This is a genomic window from Labrys sp. ALF-8 (genome assembly GCF_059699065.1).
Genome location: NZ_AP048538.1, coordinates 1,355,291 through 1,373,963, shown reverse-complemented (window position 1 = coordinate 1,373,963; position 18,673 = coordinate 1,355,291). Strand labels below are relative to the sequence as shown.

Here is an 18,673-nt window from a genome sequence, read left to right as displayed (position 1 = left end):
ACGGCGGTCGTTGAAAGCAATGGGCGCGGGGAGTAATCTCCGCGCTATTGTTTTGGGGGTGGCGGGATGAATTCGGCTGCTTACTTCGTCGGTGGAATTATCGGGATGTCAGCCGACCCGCTTTTGTGGATCATCGCGATAGTGGCCGCGTCTTTCCTTAGAAGACCGTATTGGCTGGCTGCGTGGGGGCTGGTGTCATTGGTCACTGCCGGCGCCTACGTTATCTGCGGCATGGTCTTGCGCGATGGCGATACGGTACGAAGGCTACTTCCAACAATCCTGTGTGCGAGCGTGCTGTGGGGTGGTGTGGCCCTACTCATAACGAGAAAGCTAGGGCCTATCGTGTTCCCCACGTGGTTTGCCCGTAATCCTTGAACCTCTGCTGTGCCGCGCGCTTCGTCGCCCCTGGCGTCGCCCAATCACGAACCTGATTCATGATCAGGTAGTCCAGCGCGGGCTTGGTATAAAACAGATTAGCAAATGGGGTGTTTCCCTGTAGCAGGCTGATCCACTGCGCAGCAGGGCTGGCTGACCTGCCTCCTTCGAGCTTACCTGCGGCATAGTCTCGGGTAGCAACCAGATTATTTATGATCGAGGAAGCCGTACCGATTGTCGGGCCGGCCGCCGTTTCCAAGGCTGAGTTCCCAAAGCGATTGGATTGACCGAATAGATAATCACCATAGATGCCAAGCGCTCCACCCTGCTGGAATGCAGCTAATATGGTCTTCGGATCTGCCGGGTTGCGTGGCGGCCAATGCCCCTTGATGGCATCCTTCATCGCCATAGCCATATAACCAGCCGCTCCGAGCCCCGCAATAATCGTTCCTATATGGGCGCCTTTCTCCCACATCGAAGCGTCGCGACGCTGAGCATAGATGGCCCGACCCAGCACACGCTGCGTGAAGGCAATCGGGAAGCCCTTGAACTGCATGATGAAGCGAACGGCCTCGCCCGCCACGGTCCCCGGCCGCGTTCCCAACGTCGAGACGGCGCGTGACCTGGCGTCCGTAGAGATCATGCCATAGCGACTTTCATCCGCCACGAAGGCTCGGATTTTCATCTCCAGATCGAAACGGCCCTGATCGTAGATGTCCTTAATACGCTGCGCTTGGGCGGCTTCATCGACATTGCCTGCCGCCTCCCGTGCGTCGGCATACCGCTGCATGCGGTCGCTGAATTCCTTCAGTTCGCCCTGACGCTCTGTGTAGTCTGCCAGAAGCTGCGCCGCCTTGTCCTTGCCGACACGCTGGAACTGGCGGTCAAGGTCATCCATTTTCTTGTTGAGCGCGCTTATATCTCGTGAGCCCTTACCTTCAGCCCGGCCGGCCATGCGGGCTGTGATATCACCGTCTGCCAGCCCGGAACGAACGTCAGTCAGCGACTGCCGAACGTCCTGCAATTTGGAACGAAGCTCATCTAACCCAGCATCTCGCTGATCCTTCATCGTCTTGATGCGATCCTCAAGCCGCGCCTCCATGCGGCCCATCCACGCCTCGATCTTAAAGGCGCGCTTCGAAACCCAATCCTGCTCCTTCGCGGTCTTGGCTGCACGATCCGCTTGGCGCTTGATCAGGGCTGCATCAGCCTTGGAAAGCTGGTCCGACACCAATGGATGCACGGCCTCGTCGCTGAGATCCCGCATGCTATCGCCAAGGATATAGGACTTCCCATTCGATAGCTTGGCATCGGCCTGCCGAATGACATTCCAGCGGGCTTCATCAATTCCGTGCAGACCAAGAACATGCTGATAGGCAGCTGGCAACTTGGCGAATTCCGTCTGTGCCCGCATGCCCATCTCAGCGGCGATGGTACGAACGGAGGTGGCGCGGCCAATGCTGTCCCACCACGTCATGCCGTTCCACTTGAAGAACTTTTCCATCATGCCGGACATCTTGCCGAGCGGCGTGTCATTCGCCACGGCGTCGGCGTTGATGTGCCCAATGATGCCTTCGAAGCCTTCACCAAGAAGATAGGCTATTTCCTTCTGCTCCCCCTTGGGGCGCCCCTGAAGAATGCCGCCAAGCTGATCGGTCAGCCCTTTCCAGAAGCCGCTGCCGCGGAACTGAGAGGCAATGGCGTTTGTCACAAGATCGGCCGGCGCCGATGAAATCGTGGCACCGCCAAGCTTCGCCATGGATTGAACGGCACGGATGTTGTTGCCGACAGCTGCCAGATTGGCATCCACCGAGCGAGAAGTCAGGCCGGACATGATGTCCAGCGCCGTACGAATGCTGCCACCATCGGCGCGAAGGCTCTTCAGCAACTTCTGCTTTTCGGCCGGCGACATCTTCACATCGTCGCGGATATCACGCCCCATGCGGTCTACAAGCTTCTGAACCATGTTCTCCGGGTTTGGGCCGAACATCTCCATTGCAGCCGCCAGCTTCGCCGCCTTGGTCTGGTGCGCCATGATCGAGGAAGCAGTGTTGCCGTAGCCATACTTGTCGCGATAGGCGATGACAGCATCGGCGTCCTTGAAATGCAGCACGCGCTCCTTGCCGAGGGACTTTGCCAGATTGGCAGGGTTCACGCGGCCTGCGTCCTGTCGAATAATCGGCTTTGACGAAACGCCGGTCGATATCGTGTCATAGACATCTTCGAGGATGTCTCGCACCTCAGCCTCGGATTGCGCTTCGGGAAAGGTGCGCTGCACATCTAGAAGCTGCCGGATGTCATCCACCCACTTCGGTTTACCTGCTGCGATAAGCAAGTTTTCGTCATGGGTCTGAGCACCGGCCCATCCATCCAGCTTACCGATGGACGCCCCCAGCTTGTTCAACTGGACACGGCTCATCTCGGCATAGGTCGCGAAGGTCTTGGCGACGTACTGCGCATCCTTGTTCTTCGTGACGCCAGGTGCACCGCCATCGCGAAGCTCCATCATCTCGCGGACGACATCGTTGTCAAAGGCGCGATCTGCGAGCATCGCCTCGACTTGTGGGCGCTCTCTTTGCATCTGCGCAAACATGTCGCCCAAGAACATACCGCGATAGGCGAGGGTGTTGGCATCCACCGAAATACGGCTGCCTTCGACGTTGCTTTCCCGGCCGCGCATCAGCGTCAGAAGGGCATCATGCGGCTTCATGCCGCCCGCGCGCATCTTGTCTGTCGTTTCCTTCAGCCGGTCGAAGGTGAGAATGTTCAGGGCTTCGTGACGCTTCTGGAGCGCCGCCGCGATCCTGGCCCGCTCCGTTTCCTGAAGGATCTTCTGCATCAGGCGCTCAGCGCGGTTCGCGGCGCCCGTCGCCTTGAGACGTTCGCTCTCCTGATAGACCTTCTGGAATGCCTGATTGATCTCAGCGTCAGACAGGGCGCCTTTGGCCGCATCCTTGGCGGCGGCAATACAGGCAGCGCTCGGAACATAATTCATAGGATGCACGTCACAGCGGCCTTGAGGGCTTCGCCCCAGGCTTCCGCTGCCTTCACATTTTCATCGGCGGTCTTCATGGCTTCATGGTCCGCAGCCGTCATGCGCCCCTCTGCGTCCAATTGGTCAAGCTGATATTGCTCCGCGAACTCGCCCGTCTTGGGGTCGACGCCATTGGCCTTGGCGATTTCATCCGGCGTCGCAGATTTTGCGATATCTCTTGCGGCCTGAAGTGCCTCTGGAGAGGTTCGCTCAGCAGTCGGTTGAAGAGCGATGTTGTCGCGGTCTGCGGTCTGCGCTATATTCCTTGTGCCCCCGATACCGCCTTGGGCGTTAAGTTCAGGGACGTCAGGCGTCTGACGAGCATTGAACGTACCGGGACGATCAGGCGCCTCAGTCACACCGGGCAAGCTAGCGGAAAGGCCCCCGGGTGTATCCTCCAGAGTGGTTGAAACACCGGATGGGATTGACTGAGGCGCCGGTTGCCTTCTCTCCGACAAGGGAGAATTCGCGTCAGGCCTTGCGGGGTCTTGGACGTAAGTCGTCACAACATGCCGATCACCGTTCATGACCTTGTCGGCATAGACCACAGTTCGGCCTTCCCGTTCCACTCTCCATTCGCGCCGGTTGCCATCCGCGCTGACACGCGACGGCTCATAGTCGCGGATGATCTGAGGGAAGGAAGTCAAGTCTTCACGCGATATTTGAAGCTCCGGTGGCTTGACCGACTCCTCGCCCTGCTTCCAAATGAACTTCACGAAGCCGTAGCCGCGCTGAGAGAATTCGAGGCTGTTTATATCCTTGAAAGCCCCCCGCGCCATAATCGTGCCATCGATTTCTTCAGGCGTGATCCTCACTAGCGGATCATTCACCGGCCCCGTAGGCTGTGCATGCACTTCATCATAGGCACGGCCAACCGCGTCGCTCTCCCTGGCGACTTGGTCTGCCATCTGGGTAACGCGACCCATCGAAGTATCGCCAAGCCGCACCTCACCATCGTTTGCCAGCCCGGCAACCGCCTCACGCAGCGTCGCCATGGACTCCTGACCATTGCGTACTGTGGCAAGACGCTGTTCGATATCCGAACGCAGGCCTTCAGCACGCGCATCGGCGCGAACCTTGAAAATGCCACCAAGAGCGCCGAAGCCGGCGCCGAGCGCCGCGCCCATGGCCATTTGGGAAACCTGGGACTGCCATGAGATGTCGTCGCCAAACTGCGCGCGAGTGGGAGCGGTCAGAAGCCCGGCAATGCCGACGTTGATTGCGGCATCGGCACCACCAATCAGCGCACGGCCTCCGATCACACCCAAGCGTGCTGAAGCTGCGGCGGTAGCGCCCTCACCAAGAACTGGAACATAGTTGATCGGATCGAGCGCTGAGCCGGTGACGTTCCCAGCCGCTGCCGTCCACGGACGGCGACGCGCAATCTCATCGCGCACCGATTGAGCGTCGGCATATTGCGCCAGATCTCTCGCGCGGTTCTCCGTCATGCTTTGATCCCATGGGATCTGCTGGCGGTAGTAGCGGGACGACTTGTATTGCTCCTGATCCAGCGGCGTATCACCACGAGCCGAAACTTCCGCGTTCGTCTCCGGCCTGATCTGGCTCTGAGAGAGATCGACAGGAGGCTCCCGGCTTTGATCGTCGAGCGGGACAAACTGGCGTCCAGCATCCGTCGTTCCAGCCCTGAGGGCAGTCCCGAGCCCAAAGGAACTCAGAACGCCACCAACAGCAGATTGCCCGAACGTCTCCGCCATTGAGAACGGCTGGGCGAATGCCTGCTCAGTGAACTCCTGAGGCGTGAAAGCATCATAGGTCGGGCCCGGCATGAATGAGGTAAGCGCCATTATAGACCACCACCATAGGTATTCGTGCCAAACTGTTCCCGAGCCTGGTTGAAGGCATCATTCCCACTCGTGGGTATATTGCTGGTTCTGGCCGGCGGCGGCGTTGGGATCTTAGGGACAGCCCCAGAAGCTGGCGGTGGCGGAGGAGTGGACCCCTGTGGCGCTACCGGCGTTTGAATTGCAGGTGCTTGTGGCTGGGATGACGGTTGCTGCGACAGTTCATCCGCTTTCTGAATATCACCGAGCGTGAAGACATATGGCTTACCATCAAGCCCTGGGACGGCCTTATTCGTATATGGGTCGATGAAGACGAAGCCATCGCTGCCGTAGTTCGTGATCTCGCCACCATTGATGATATTGTTGACCTGATTTTTAGTCTGAGCGTCGAGAACGGCTTTGCGGGTGGGATCTCCAACAGCCAAGCGGTCATTCAATGCCTGCGCTGACTGGGTGATCGCCGCCTCGATCCGAGGCCGAATGGCAGCAACACCACGATAGAGAACACCCTTGTCGGTGCCGACAGGAAGTGCAGCCGCCATGTTCATGCCGTTGATGGTGTAGTTGAACACCTCATTGTCGGTGCCGAACATGTCCTTAGAGACATCCGCTACCGCCTTGTTTATGTCGGTTTCACCCTGAGCCATGCGCATGCGAACCGCGCGCTGCATGAGATCGGCGCCGTTTTGAGCACGAGCGATATTCTCCGGCCCCCCATAGCGCACGCCGTAGGCAATGCCGCCAATCTGATCAGGAGCCATGACGTCACGTGCAATGGCATCATCAAGATCTGCCTTCTTGATCTTATCTTCCGATGCCGCCGGCAGTTTTGAAAAATCCGTCGTCGCAGCCGTCATCAGGCGATCGCCAGCCCCGACATCACCCCGCGCATATGCCTCTATGGCGCCTTCGGTAACAGAAGGTAGACCTTGTTTGACAAGCTGCTGGAATACGGCGCGCTGTTGGTTCTGGTCTGAAGTGCGGAGAACAGCGCCTGTCACCGCAGCAAAACGCTGAGAAGCGGGAGCATCAGAATTCTTGTACTGGTCCACAACTCGCTGGGCATAGTCATCCGGCAATAGCTTCTGGTCCTGCGGGGCAATGCCGAGTTGCGTCTGAGCTGCAGCCATTCCGGCCAAGGCTGAACGATATCCATCCGTCGTATTGGCATTCTGCCATAGCGCGGCGACCTGAGGCTGTGTGCTCTGCACGTATTTGGCCGGATCAGCCTTACGCATGGCGAGGGTTGTCGCTGCCGCCTTCGATACCGCTTCAAAACGTGACTGCTGCATGGCAAAGCCATCACCAGAACCAACAGGGCGGGCACTCTCGACATCGGCCTGGATCTGCTCAGGCGTCATGGTCTTGAAGCCATCGATCTCCTTGCCAACCTGTTGGACCTGAGCGAATTGGGCAAACCTCTGCGCGCCTTCCTGAGCACCGTACGCCGCCGTGAAATCTTGCTGCGTCGGCATCACACCGTCATACCGCCCATTCGTCATGAGGGCGGCCGTTGCGTCCTGCACGCGAGGCTCGAGGTTGCCGCGGGCAATGGCTTCGTTCTGCGACTGTTGCGCACGGGCGCTGTTGTAAAGCGAATCCCATTGGTCGGGTGACAGAGTGGAGAGAACGGGGTCTTGAGTAGGAGTGTAAGTCTGACCGCCTGCTTGCTGGCCTCCCTGCGAACCATTTGGTCCAGCCCATTCGAAATGCATCGGGTCTGGGCGCCCCTTGATATCCATGCCCCAGACCAACCCCCATTTCTGGGCGAGCTCACGAACGTTCGGCGGCAGATTTGTCTTGGTGCTGCCCTGAGCATTGTTGGGGGCGTCAATATCAATGGCGTTGCCGAAGGCATGCTGTGATAGCCTCGTGCCATCACCACCACGGATCGTGCGATAGTTGTAACCACCGCTGGACTTTGGATCGTATCCCTCCGCCTTCAGGTCGCTCAGGAAGCCCTGAAAAGCTGCCGCTGCCTGCTTGTTGACCTGCCACGTCTGCCCATCGACAGACACTGGCGTGATATTCTGCTCCACCCATCCAGGTGAGCGGGGATCGCCCATGTTCTGGACGTTGGCATAGTTGAAGCGCGAGCCATATTGCGGATTGATCGGCGGCTTATTCTCACTGACGGACGAACCTCGGGCGGGGCCACCAGAAGGGACATCGCCGGAATTAACGTCATACCCCGAACCAAGCACCTTGGCCTTGTAGTCCTGCGTCTCCTTCGGTAGCACCGCGTCATTGCGACCGGATGCAATCCATTTATCGGCAACGCCGGGTCCGGCATTGTAAGCGATGACTGCTGCCTGCGGATCGTTGCCATACTTCGACATCTGCTGGTCGAAATAGGTCCGCCCAATCTTCTCGTTCGCCTCAGGATGCGCGGTGAAATACGCCTTCAACTGGTCGTCGCTCATCTTGGCAACGTCCGACATGCCAAGCTGGCCCGCTACCTGACGGGCTGTGTCCGGCATGACCTGAGCAACACCCTGAGCGCCTTTGTTCGAGACTGCCTCGGGATTACCACTCGCGTTCTCGGCGCCAAGGATATTCTGCCACACACCATTAGGAGTGGTCGGTGCCCCCCCCTGACTCTGCGCTGGCATCCCCTGCAACTGCCGGACTTTGGCGGGGTCTGCGCCAGCAAGGCTCTTCACATACTGCAGAGCAACGCCCTGAACCGCGTTGCGGTAAATGTCTCCCCGCTGTGCCGCTTCGAGGCCAGGCGCCATATCGATGCGTTCTTTGAGACCCTTAAGCAACGTATCTCGCTGGGACGGATCGGCGTTCACTGCATTCAAGGTCGCCGTATAGCTATCGCCCAGAGATTTGACGCTGTTGGAATTAAGCAGCGCATGCTCCTTGCCAGACGCTGTATTCTCAAGTGTCTGACGATATGTACCAAGTTCGCCACGCACACGGTCAAGCTGATCCTGAGGAACGGTCTTCAGGAACTTTTCAGCGTCTTGGTCGTAGCGCTGCAATGTCGTAAGTGTGAAGTTCGTGCCATCAGCAGGAGCATTCTGCAGATCAGTCTGAAACTGACCTGCCTGCTGCGCCTTGAAAGTATCCGTACTGTTGGCAGTATTGAATGCTTCCTTCTGCTTCTGGATTTCATCATATCGGCGCTGCAGATGGGAGAGCCCCATCGCTGCCTCATTCAGCCCTTGGCCAAAATTGGATAGCCCCTGCCCAATAGCTTCGCCATTGGTCGACACGCGCTGCACCTGACCAATGTCAGGCGTGACCTGAGGTTCGTAGTTCTGAAAAACAGGCATTAGCCGTTATACCCAAACATGTTGCCCATGAACGTCTTGTTCGGGTCGTACATCTTGCCCATCTGGCCGAGACCACCAAACACGCTGCCAGCAGCATTGAAGTAGCTGCCGGTCACCGCATTCTGCCCGGATATCTTGGCCAGCCGCGCCTGGTACATGTCATTCTGGGAGCGAACCTTAGCGCCATACAGAATGGCACTACGATCAAGCGACCCCTGGCTTGCAGTCGAACCGATCACGTCGGAAGGCGAACCACCCGTATTGACGCCGCTGGCGGCAATCTGGGCCGTCTGGGAACCGATCTGCTGATTGATTTCTTCCTGCTTGCGATCAGCCTGATACTGCCCCTGAAGCTGCTCCTGCTGGGCCTGCTGCTGATAGGCTTTGGCCTGAGCGTCGGCTTGGGCCTTCTGAGCCTGGCCGGAGGCGATGGAGCCGGCGGCGGAAACGGCAGTGCCCAGCAGGCCGAGTAACATGAAGCACATAACGACTACGGCTCCGAATCTATGGAAGGCGTGATGGACAGGATGGTTGCGGGCTGAGGGCCATCGGCAATGACGACAAGCTCGCCGTTGTCGCTCCATGACGTACCTGGATGGGCCTCGACAAAACCGGAGTTCAGAGGAGGCGCGGCTCCGAGATTGTCAGTCGTGTGGCGGAATACGGCTTGCTCGGCTGTCGAGACATGCCGCCCAACCCTGACAGGTCCGCAATCCACCATGTCGAAGATGACGCGAGAGATCTTCTTGCGCCTGCCAAGCCCAGATCCGTCACCCTGCGATACCGCGGACGGCAATGTTCTGAGGCGAGAGGTATATGGCAGTCCGACAATGACGTTCGAGGCGGCAATATCGAGCGCTATGGCGCCACTCGATACAACCTTATCCTGCTGCCTTGCTCCGTCAGCCAGGACGGAAACTGTCTGGCCTTCAAGATGCCCAAGGCCGCTGATCGTTGTTGCTGGCGTCGAGTTATACTGAAGCCCGCAATCGACATACCATGCATTTGCAGGAACGCCTGTCTTGCTATCGAAGGGCTGTGTCAGGCGTTCGATATAGCGTTTCGTGCCGCCATTGATGGTCCGCTTGACGATCAGCCACGTCTCGTTCTGGCCTGTTCCAGGTATCGTGCACGCACTTTCGACAATCGGTATGCCGGTCCCGAAAACACCGCCAAGCTGGTGGTGATGGAAGCCAGCCATGTTCTGCTGCTTCTCATAGGTCAGGCCGACGAGCTCGCCGTTACCAGCTACAGACCAGACGATGCTGTTCGGCTCCTGCTGGTAGGTGACTTCCACCACACCGGAACTGAGGAGGTGCTCAGACATCACCGAGATATCGGGCGTGTCATAGCCGCTGTTGCTGTTGTCCCCGGCGAATTCACGCAGGGCCTTCCCATAGACAGAAACGAAGACGGTCGACTTTCCCACCTTTGTCGGCCGGACGGCCTGAGAGCCATAGCTGCTCTGCAGAACCTGCCTGAAATTCTTCGCAGAGAAGGCGAGATTGGGACTGTCGCGACCCATGGTGCGTGCCGCGCCACCCGTGCCGATCCCCATGTCCATGCCTTCAGACAGCCACTGGATCTCATTGACGTCGGCGAGCGTGAAGGTAATCGCATCGTCATCGGCTACAGGGACGGTGACCGAGTAGTCGAGGAACGAGCCATAGCCGTTCGACCGCGTGCCCCAGATGCCGGACGGCTGGGCATTGGTGCGCGCATAGACCTTCCGGCCTTCGAAGGTGCAGATATGTGCTGGCCACCCCGGCGTTGCACCCCAGGCACCAAGCCGCCATTGCAGAGTAGTCTGTGCGATCTGCAGCGGTGCATCATCGAGCACTGCAGATACAACCGTCGTTGATGTCACCGCCGTGATAACGAAGGCACGGTAGATGGCGTTGGCGCCAAGGATCGAAACGATGCGCCCGATATCGGCATTGGTGAAGCCAGCGCTGCCATTGATGCCCGTGACCGATGAGGCCGTGATGGTTACGGCCGGCGCCGTCGTCAAGCTCTCTGTGAACGCTAGCTCGGCAATTGCGTATGTCGCGCCGCCATTGTTTGACGACATGTTGATACGATAGCCGATATAGGCCGTCGTATTGATGAAGCGGAAATACCGCGCCTCGCCATCGCTCCATGCCGTCTGGCCATATTGGCTATCGAGCACGATCCAGTTGGTGCCGTCGAAACCTTCGAAGGTCCACGACTTAGGCGCACGCGTGGTGAGCAGATCGCCACCGCCAACCGTGCCGGTGCCGGCCTGGACTGAATAGCCCACGATGATCTTGCTGGATGGAAAGGTATAGGAAAGCCACTCAGAGGCCTTGCCGCTCGAATACCAGAACGCGCCGCTGTCTCGATCAAACCCATTGAAAGCAGACGATGACAACACACTGGATGCCGCGCATGTGCCGCTCGGTGCGGTGTTGCTTGTCATCTTCGGGATAGGGTTCCCCGTGCCGTCCGCAGAGCCGCCGCCGCCGGAAGGCGTCAACGTCGTCGCGGTAACATTGACGTCGAGATAAGGGCCGAACCTGAATGGCACCGTCGCAATCGCCCAGGACGTATCGCTGGAGCGCGTGATGCGCATCGGTGCATAAGACTTGTGAGTCAGGTCCAGAACGTCGTTGGTCTGGTCGAAGTCGATACCGAACAGGTCTGCGTCCGCATAGGGATGGGAGACTTCCACGGTTCCCACGCGGCCATCCAGGGCGTACACCCTGAACACGCCGGCATTGAACACGAGGACATAGGCAACGTAGGTCGCGCCGGAATGATAGATGAAGGGGATTGCCCGTGCTGGCCTGCTGCTGTCCTTCACCTCCATGACAAACTTCGTGCCGGGCCTGCGGCATACGCCGCCCTGCCGCATGACGAGGAAGTTCATAAGTTCCTTGAGGCCTGTCTTGTACAGCTCGAGGTCGGCTCGGCTGTGAAGCTTTGGTGATATCTCGCCGCGGCTGAAAACGGGCTGGATCGCATAGATGCCCATTACTGTCTCGCGTCGATCCAGAAGTCATCGATCGGATCATCAGGCGTACCCTCAAGCGCATCGATCATCTGGGCTTCAAGGAGCGCCTGGCTGGCCTGTTGCCCCAGCGCCTGGGCATAGGACTGCTTGCCAGTGATGAAGTGGCTGATCTTCGCCGCAATGCCGAGAACGAGCGTATCAACGAACTGCTGATCGAAATACGAAGTGTCCGTAATCTTGCGGAGATAGCGGACATTCAGGGGCGCCGGCCAGTCCGTGAGGATCTGCTTGCCCTCAACCTTGTATGGGACTTCCTTGCCATCCTCCGTGCCGTCTTGCGTCAGAGGCAGAACGCGAAGGAAATCGCTCGGCAGATCGAAGCTATAGGCCCACCCAAATGGCGGCGTGCCTGACGCAGATGCAATCTGCACACGGGACAGCACGAAGTTCCATGGATGCTTGCGCATCAGGCTCCATGCGACGGGCCAGAAGTTGCGGCGCAGAAGCTGGGCACGAGAACTGATATCCGTGTCGAAATCCGTGATCGGCGCCTCATCCAGATAATCCAGGGCGAGATTGCAGATTTCCGTGACGGACAGCGTGTTCGGCATGGATCAGATCCGATAGCCGTGCGCTACGACTGCCGCATTGGTGTTGCCGGCGCCGAGGCTTGGTACGGAAACGACAATGGCTGTGTTGGCGGCACTGGCGGGCAGGGGAGGATTGAACTCGACGATCAGCGGCGTGATGCCAACTGCGACGCCGGCCGGAACTGCGATGACATAGGACATGGTGCCACCGATGACGCCAGTTACAGTTGCCACAACCACAGAGGCTGCCGTTGCGCCAGCTCCCGTGATTTCAAAGCCGCTGATATAGGTCGTTGCCGATGCAGCCCCAGCCAGCGTGGCTGTGGCCGTGGCTGCTGCAACGTTGCCGGAGGAGGCGGTAAGCGCGGTTGATCCCGCCGGTGCGCTACCCGTCGCTCCGCTCTGCGTGACATAGAGAGGCCTTGCGGAAGCATCCCCGAGGATGTTTCCGTTGCCATCGGTGATCTGCATGGTAGGTGCTCCTAGCCCGCGAAATTAAAGACCGCATCGCGAATGGCGTTGGCCATGCGGAAAGCGCGATGCTGGTGTCCTGCGACGTTGCAGTGCACACCGTCTGACGAGACGTAGTTGTCTGAATTGCCTGAGCTGTTCGTGGCGCCGGAATATCCCGTGCCGAACTCCCAAGGCTCGAAGGCCGTGCTCACTGGAATGAAGACGGAGAATGGGTCAGCCCATGTCGTGAATTGCGCGGAGAGCGCATTCTCCATGGCGATCGTTGTGGCATCCGGCCCCTTCGCAGCACCCCATACGCCGAAGACAACGATCATCGCCTTGGGCTGCGCAATACGGGCCTTCTGCCAGCAAGCTAGCGCTTCAGTGGCTACCGAGGAGGTCGAAAAGGCGAGGTCGTTGTAACCGCCTGCAAAGATGATCAGGTCATATTTCCCGTTGAAGGCCCAATCATCCATCTGGGTCCGGATCGTCTTGCGCAGTCCGCTTGTGCCGGTCTTGAGATAGCCCGTGCCGCCAAGCGATGTGACCCACATATCCCAGATGCCGAGTAGGCGAGAGGCGATCGCAGAACACCCGCTCCAAGCCGTTCCCGTGAGGCCTGACAGGTTCTCGGTATGGCTATCTCCGCTGATCGCGGCGCGCAGCGGATCGGCTGGCTGTGGCTTCCAGATGCGCGACAGGCTGTCTACCTGCAGCGAGAACCACTGAACCGCGTACTGCCCCTCGATCTCAATCAGGCGCGGCTTGCGCGATGCGAAGGTGAACTTTAGATAGTTGTTGGTGTTCAGGTCGTTGCCGGTCAGATCGACATACTGACCATCAACAATGAACCGGATGGGATTGCTCGCAGCTGTCGCAGCTCCGCGGATCTGGAATACAGGCGCGTCGGTCATGAACTTGAGATACCAGGGACCAACAGCATTCTCGCCGCTCGGGACCGCTGGCGTTGGACTAGCCAGGAAGTTGATGTTTCCACTGTCACCGGCAACGTTCTGGTTGGCGATGGCGCCACGCTGGTTGGTGGTGGAGTAGTAGAAGCGTCCGCCGCAGATAGCCCCAATCGAGGCCATCTTATCCATCGTATAGAACTTGGTCAGGCCAGATGTGTCTGACGATGCAGCCGCCAGCGTGGGCGGCGAAGACATCACCGGATTCAGTTCTGGGTTGCTGAACAACGCACGCTGGAAGACGGCTCGTAGGCGCTGGAGCGTCTTCGACTGCGTGAGCGAAAAGCCGCTATCGACTTTCAGCGAGACGCCGCCTTGTTCAGGATCGGTGTTCGACGTGGAGAAACCAAGCGTACCAGACCGGTCGACAGTCAGGTGTATGCGATCTCCAGGTCCATCGATATGACCGAAGAGGTTGGCGCTGCCCATGCGATGCCCCTAAAGAGAAAGGCCGGAGCGTTGGCCCCGGCCCATTGTCACTTGAAGACGTTCGCCTGCTTGAACTCGGCAAGCTTGCGGGTCACAACGACCATCGGCGTCTTGTCATCGATGGGATGGTTGCTATCGTCGAGGAGCTTCGCCTTGATGGCTTCCGCCCTAATATCCTCATCGACAGCCTTGGCGTCGGCCGCGGCCTGCTTCTTGTTGGCAACGTCATCGACCATGGCAAGGTGTTCGTCGAACTCCGTGACCTTGCCGCTATACTCGATTTCCTCGCCCTCCTGGACGATACGGCCATCGATATAGGACGTCGCCTTGACCAGATAACGTGCCATATCAGAAGCCTCCGACGTTCAGGCCGGAGGAGTAATAAACGATCCCCTGACGATCCATGACGACGAAGGCGCTGACCGTTCCAGCAGAGAAGGTGCCGGAGACCGTGTAGCTCACCCCGATGTAGCGCTGCATCTGAGTGGACAGAGACAGCGCCGGGATCTGCACACGCAGCCATTCCGTGCCGGCGGTGAGGCTGGCAGCGGCGATGGCTGGAGTCTGCACGATGGTGTTCGCGGACGACAGGTCAGCGTTAGCCGACGTGATATAGGCGAACTGGACCGAGGTGCCGCCCGTGAGCGCGACATTGACCTGAATGACAAGCTCAAGGTCATTGTCGCCAATGCCCAGATCGCGTGCCTGAGACAGGTCGATGGTGTTGGTGGAAACGGCGGTCGTGGTGATCGCCTGCTTGTCGGAGAGGACAAGCTGCTGGTCCATGATCATGGACTTTTCTCCAATCTGTTGTTGAGGGAGAGTGGAGGCCGAAAGGCCTCACACCACGCGCGTTTCGGTGTTGAGGATCTGATCGCAGAGACGAACCGGAATCCCGCGGAAGCTGGTGAAGGGATTGCCCTGCGAATCCAGGATCGTCTGGAACGCAAGGGTCGTCTTCTCCATCGCCTGAATGTCAGCCCACGTCTTGACGGCGCGGTTGACATAGAAGGCAGCGCGACCGGTCGGAGCATTCTTCGGAGCCGCATTGCCGTTGGCGGGCAGGTTCGGGATCTTGTTCATCGCCTTGACCATGAGCCGATACAGGTTCGGCGGGGTCGTGGACTGAAGGCCACCGGCAGAGGAGGTCGTATCCACATTGGCAATGCGAACCACGTAGCGCCAGTCGCGCACGGTGATACCGCACTTCCACTGGTACTTGGTGCGATACGCCTGATAGAGGCCTCCCGCGGCATCTGCGACAGGCGCTGGAGTGGTCACGTCCTGATGATTCAGGCCTGCAACGGAACCCTTAGGATAGATGCCGTGGACCGTATTCGGACCCCAGACAACCAGCCAGATCGAGGTGTTGCTCGATGCCGTGCCGCCTGCGTCGATGATGTTGCCGCCATTGCCGGCGGACAGGGACGAGAAGCGGGGAGCAAGACCGGTGATACGCTCTGGGTTGACGCCGACGCTCTCGTAAAGAGCGGCCTGCTGGAACTGCTGCGACATGCCTTCGATGAAAGCCATGTCTTCCGTGAGACGGAAAGCTGCGGTGTTGCCATTGAGGTCGGCAAGATCCTTGTCGATGGTGGAATATGCTTCGAGCATACCCGTCACATCAGTGACCTTGGCCGTGGTGCTCTTGGCGTTGGCAGCGCCATAGTTCAGGCGGCGCCACGTCGCGGACGGCAGACCGGTGCGAACCGTCGTCACATGACCGGTCGGCAGGTTGCCTTCCACCCACGGAATATCCAACAGCATTTCGTTGGTCTGCGACAGGAGTTCGGCAATGATGGTCTGCACCTTGCCGTCGTCGCCCGAACGGCTCGCGATATCGACGAGCGTCGGGTAGGTGTTACCAATGGTGGACATTGGCGATTTCCTTCAAGCAAGACCTACCTTTTGAAAGGATCGGTCGGGTAAAGGGTCTCGGCGGCTGACTTTGCCTGTTGGACCTGTCCACCCGTGACGAACCTGTCTTCCGCATAGAGAGCCTTGCCAGCGGCAGCGAATGCCTGTGCCAGCTTGGGCGACAGCACTGCACCGTTATCGGCAAGCAGGCGGTTGGCCTTCAGTTCTGCCATGAGAGCTTCACCACCATTCTGGTTGATGAAACGATCTGCGAACTGGAGGTTTGCCCTGTAGCTATCGGAAGACTTGTCGCCCCAGACTTTCTCGATTTCTGCGTGAGCGGTTTCCTGACGCTGGTTCATGGCCTGACTGGCGGACTGGAATTGTCCAGCCTGATGGCGCACGAATTCGTCATGCATGCCCTGTGCCTGGCGCGGGGAGAGCCCATACTTGTGAGCCCAACCCTTGTAGGCGGTGGCAGCATCGCCGTCATACGGCAGGTCTTGCGGAAGTCCTTCTGGCAACTTGAAGTCGTAGCCTTCAGGCTTTTCCGGTCGACCAAGCCTCGCATAATACGCATCCCAGTCTTCGGGCTTGGCGTCGTTGGCGGGTGGTACAAGGGCCTTAGACTTGAGGTCACCAATCTCTGCCTTCAGCTTGTCCGCATAGCGGGCGTCGCTGACGACGGTGTTGATGTCCTTGTAGCCTTTGCTTTCGACCCATTGCCTGCTCTCTGCATCTTGCAGGCTGGCAAAGATGTCTGGCGCGGACGCTGCCTGCGACCCATTGGTGGCAGCACCTGCGTTGGCTCCTTCCAGGGTCCCCGCAGTAGCGGCCCCGGCGATTGCCGAATCTGTCATTAGAAGTTGCCTTCTTCAGCGCTGACGAGCGCTTCCTTCCGCGCAGCTTCCACCAGCGCGGCTCTCTCCTCGTCAGTCAGGTTGAGGAAACGAAAGAGCCGCCCGTAGGCGGCTCGCATGCCATCCGAAAACGCTCTGTCATCGGGTGGAATTCCATGTCCATTCACGCGGTAGAAGCCGGTGTAATCGGCAAGATCGGCCAATACGATCTGCACCTCTTCCCTTCGCGCATCGAATAGGTTGTGGTAGGCCAGCGAGAGCTTAAGCTCGGCTTCCTTTCCTCTCGCATTCCAGAAGAACAACCGAGACAGCGACAGCCATTTCATTGCTGCGGCAGCGCTCCGACCTGTCCATTGCCAAGGATGGCCGCGGCCTGCCCAACGGCCGGAACGATGTTCTTCGCTGCCTCACCGCCCGTCTTGGCCATTTCAAGGCCAGCCTGCATCTGCTGTATCTGCTGCTTCTGGGCACGAACAGCATCACGCTCCTCGACACGCTTCAGCATCTTCTGCGGGGCGCCGTTGATCTCAGGCATTTCGCGGGCGATGAAATCGAGGTCGTAGTTGTCAATGATCGAAGGATCTGCCTGCGCCAACGGGATCACGACAGAGAGTGTCTGCTGAATGCCAAGGCCTTCCTTGGATCGGCGTAGCCGGTCAAGCGGCGAGGTGAACCGTGCACCGAACCCACGGCCTTTAAGGCTATCAGGCGGCTGCAAGGGCGAGCCGGGACGAAACGCTCCCTTGCGCTCAAGGATACCGCTCAGCCTGTCCACTTCACGTGACATGGCCTGCTGCAGCTTGCCGCCGGCCGGCCCGAGCAGCTCTCCCTTCTCATTCGCCCTGATCATAGCCTCTGTCGCAGTCATCTCCGGATTTTGCATGAGGATCTGGAACAGGGTGATATAGAGGCTATCATTGACGCCCTTACGCTCTGCCTCGATGATTTCCTGCACAAAGTCAGGACGCTGCTGGGTCAAGATAGGCTGGATCTTGAGCCGCCCCTGGCCATCGATCGCACCATAGTTCATCGCGCGTGGGTTCAGGTTCGGCCGGTTCATCACTCCGTCATGGGCAGTTGCCATCGGCGGGTCGATGAACTGCTGCAGACCGCGAAGCGCCGTCTTGCGAACAGCATTCAGTCCCTTGATATCCGACATGGCGAACATCACCGGAGACTGCGCGTAAGGAATGTTCTCCTCGACAGGTTGCCAGTAGTAGACAACGAAGGGAAATTCGTAATATCCGCTCTCGCCCATCATCTGCATGTTGTCGCGGTCGAGATAGAACGAGGCCCATGGCGCCTTGCGATTTGTGCCGCCACTGCTTCCAACATCGGCACGGGGCTGGACTGCATGAAGGATCTGGAACTGACGATCCTTTTCCGTGGCATTCTCAGCCGCGCGCTTTACATTTTCATGCACGGCATCGCCAAACTTAGCGATCATCTGCCGCGCCGACATGCTGAACTTGCGATAGAGCGTATCAGGTTCGCCCTGTGCATCCACTGCCAGATAGCACTGGCTCAATGGAAGGTGGCGATAAAGGGCAGGAACCGCAAAAGCATCCGCCCCCATGGACTCTTCCAGAAAGACGACGCCGGTGCCAAGCGATATGGCTGAGCGCAGCGCCTTCTGGTGGGCGCCGATGAAGCCAGAGCGGGCATTATAGCGCACCGCGAACATGTAGTCGCGATAGGTCTCGAAGTACTCCTTTTCCTCGTCGCTCTCTTCAGGCGACAGCGGGTCCGTTACAGCGAGGCCGTGCCACTTCTCGCTTTGCGGCGTGACGAGACTTTCCATTCCTGACGCGAGCCGATCAACCGCGCGCAGAGCCGTATCGTCATAGCGAACCCTGCCACGCTCCACGGACGTCGGACCCAGCGCCATGGCGTCGTACCATGACGGGCTTATGGTCGATGAGCCAGCCAAAAACCTCGCGGTGTCCGGCAGGCAGTACTTCGCGATCTCATCCCACACTGTCTCCCATTGCTGGCGATTATGAGCCAGCGCATCGGCACGGGAAATGAGATCGTTGATCAGGGACAT

Annotated in this window: 14 protein-coding genes; all 14 read right to left on the bottom strand. The window is 58.8% G+C overall.

Going from position 1 to position 18,673, the window contains the following annotated elements; translation table 11 throughout:
- Nucleotides 1–337: 337 nt before the first annotated feature.
- The 14 genes from AC6H34_RS26405 to AC6H34_RS26340 all read right to left on the bottom strand — a co-directional run bounded on the left by AC6H34_RS26405 (nt 338) and on the right by AC6H34_RS26340 (nt 18,673).
- Nucleotides 338–3,370 carry a hypothetical protein gene (locus AC6H34_RS26405; RefSeq protein WP_497540774.1) on the bottom strand — a complete coding sequence of 1,011 codons (3,033 nt, stop codon included), beginning with the start codon at nt 3,368–3,370 and terminating at the stop codon, nt 338–340.
- Nucleotides 3,367–5,214, bottom strand: coding sequence for a hypothetical protein (locus tag AC6H34_RS26400; RefSeq protein WP_497540773.1), 1,848 nt, complete (start codon nt 5,212–5,214; stop codon nt 3,367–3,369). The genes AC6H34_RS26405 and AC6H34_RS26400 overlap by 4 nt, the downstream gene beginning before the upstream one ends.
- Nucleotides 5,214–8,495: a transglycosylase SLT domain-containing protein gene (locus tag AC6H34_RS26395; RefSeq protein ID WP_497540772.1), complete on the bottom strand. Its 3,282-nt coding sequence runs from the start codon at nt 8,493–8,495 to the stop codon at nt 5,214–5,216. Before AC6H34_RS26395 ends, AC6H34_RS26400 begins: the two co-directional genes overlap by 1 nt.
- The gene (locus AC6H34_RS26390) at nt 8,495–8,971 is read right to left on the bottom strand and encodes a hypothetical protein (RefSeq protein WP_497540771.1); all 477 of its coding nucleotides are present in this window, start codon (nt 8,969–8,971) and stop codon (nt 8,495–8,497) included. Before AC6H34_RS26390 ends, AC6H34_RS26395 begins: the two co-directional genes overlap by 1 nt.
- Before the next feature lie 14 nt (nt 8,972–8,985).
- Nucleotides 8,986–11,241 carry a phage tail protein gene (locus AC6H34_RS26385; protein WP_497540770.1) on the bottom strand — a complete coding sequence of 752 codons (2,256 nt, stop codon included), beginning with the start codon at nt 11,239–11,241 and terminating at the stop codon, nt 8,986–8,988.
- Nucleotides 11,242–11,489: 248 nt separating this feature from the next.
- A complete protein-coding gene (locus tag AC6H34_RS26380) occupies nt 11,490–12,080 on the bottom strand; it encodes a phage connector family protein (protein WP_497540769.1) in 591 nt (196 codons plus the stop codon).
- Nucleotides 12,081–12,083: 3 nt separating this feature from the next.
- Nucleotides 12,084–12,530: a hypothetical protein gene (locus AC6H34_RS26375; RefSeq protein WP_497540768.1), complete on the bottom strand. Its 447-nt coding sequence runs from the start codon at nt 12,528–12,530 to the stop codon at nt 12,084–12,086.
- Nucleotides 12,531–12,541: 11 nt separating this feature from the next.
- Nucleotides 12,542–13,909: an SGNH/GDSL hydrolase family protein gene (locus tag AC6H34_RS26370; protein WP_497540767.1), complete on the bottom strand. Its 1,368-nt coding sequence runs from the start codon at nt 13,907–13,909 to the stop codon at nt 12,542–12,544.
- 47 nt (nt 13,910–13,956) lie between these two features.
- Nucleotides 13,957–14,256, bottom strand: a complete 300-nt coding sequence (locus AC6H34_RS26365) for a hypothetical protein (protein WP_497540766.1) — start codon at nt 14,254–14,256, stop codon at nt 13,957–13,959.
- 1 nt (nt 14,257) lies between these two features.
- On the bottom strand, nt 14,258–14,701 hold the full coding sequence (locus AC6H34_RS26360) for a Bbp16 family capsid cement protein (protein WP_497540765.1): 444 nt from the start codon (nt 14,699–14,701) through the stop codon (nt 14,258–14,260).
- A 48-nt stretch (nt 14,702–14,749) separates the two neighbouring features.
- Entirely contained in the window at nt 14,750–15,787 is a 1,038-nt protein-coding gene (locus tag AC6H34_RS26355) for a major capsid protein (protein WP_497540764.1), read from the bottom strand.
- A gap of 23 nt (nt 15,788–15,810) precedes the next feature.
- Nucleotides 15,811–16,626, bottom strand: a complete 816-nt coding sequence (locus tag AC6H34_RS26350) for a hypothetical protein (protein WP_497540763.1) — start codon at nt 16,624–16,626, stop codon at nt 15,811–15,813.
- Nucleotides 16,626–16,952 (bottom strand): Bbp19 family protein, encoded by a 327-nt coding sequence (locus tag AC6H34_RS26345; RefSeq protein WP_497540762.1) that lies wholly within the window; start codon nt 16,950–16,952, stop codon nt 16,626–16,628. The genes AC6H34_RS26350 and AC6H34_RS26345 overlap by 1 nt, the downstream gene beginning before the upstream one ends.
- The gene (locus tag AC6H34_RS26340) at nt 16,949–18,673 is read right to left on the bottom strand and encodes a portal protein (protein ID WP_497540761.1); all 1,725 of its coding nucleotides are present in this window, start codon (nt 18,671–18,673) and stop codon (nt 16,949–16,951) included. The genes AC6H34_RS26345 and AC6H34_RS26340 overlap by 4 nt, the downstream gene beginning before the upstream one ends.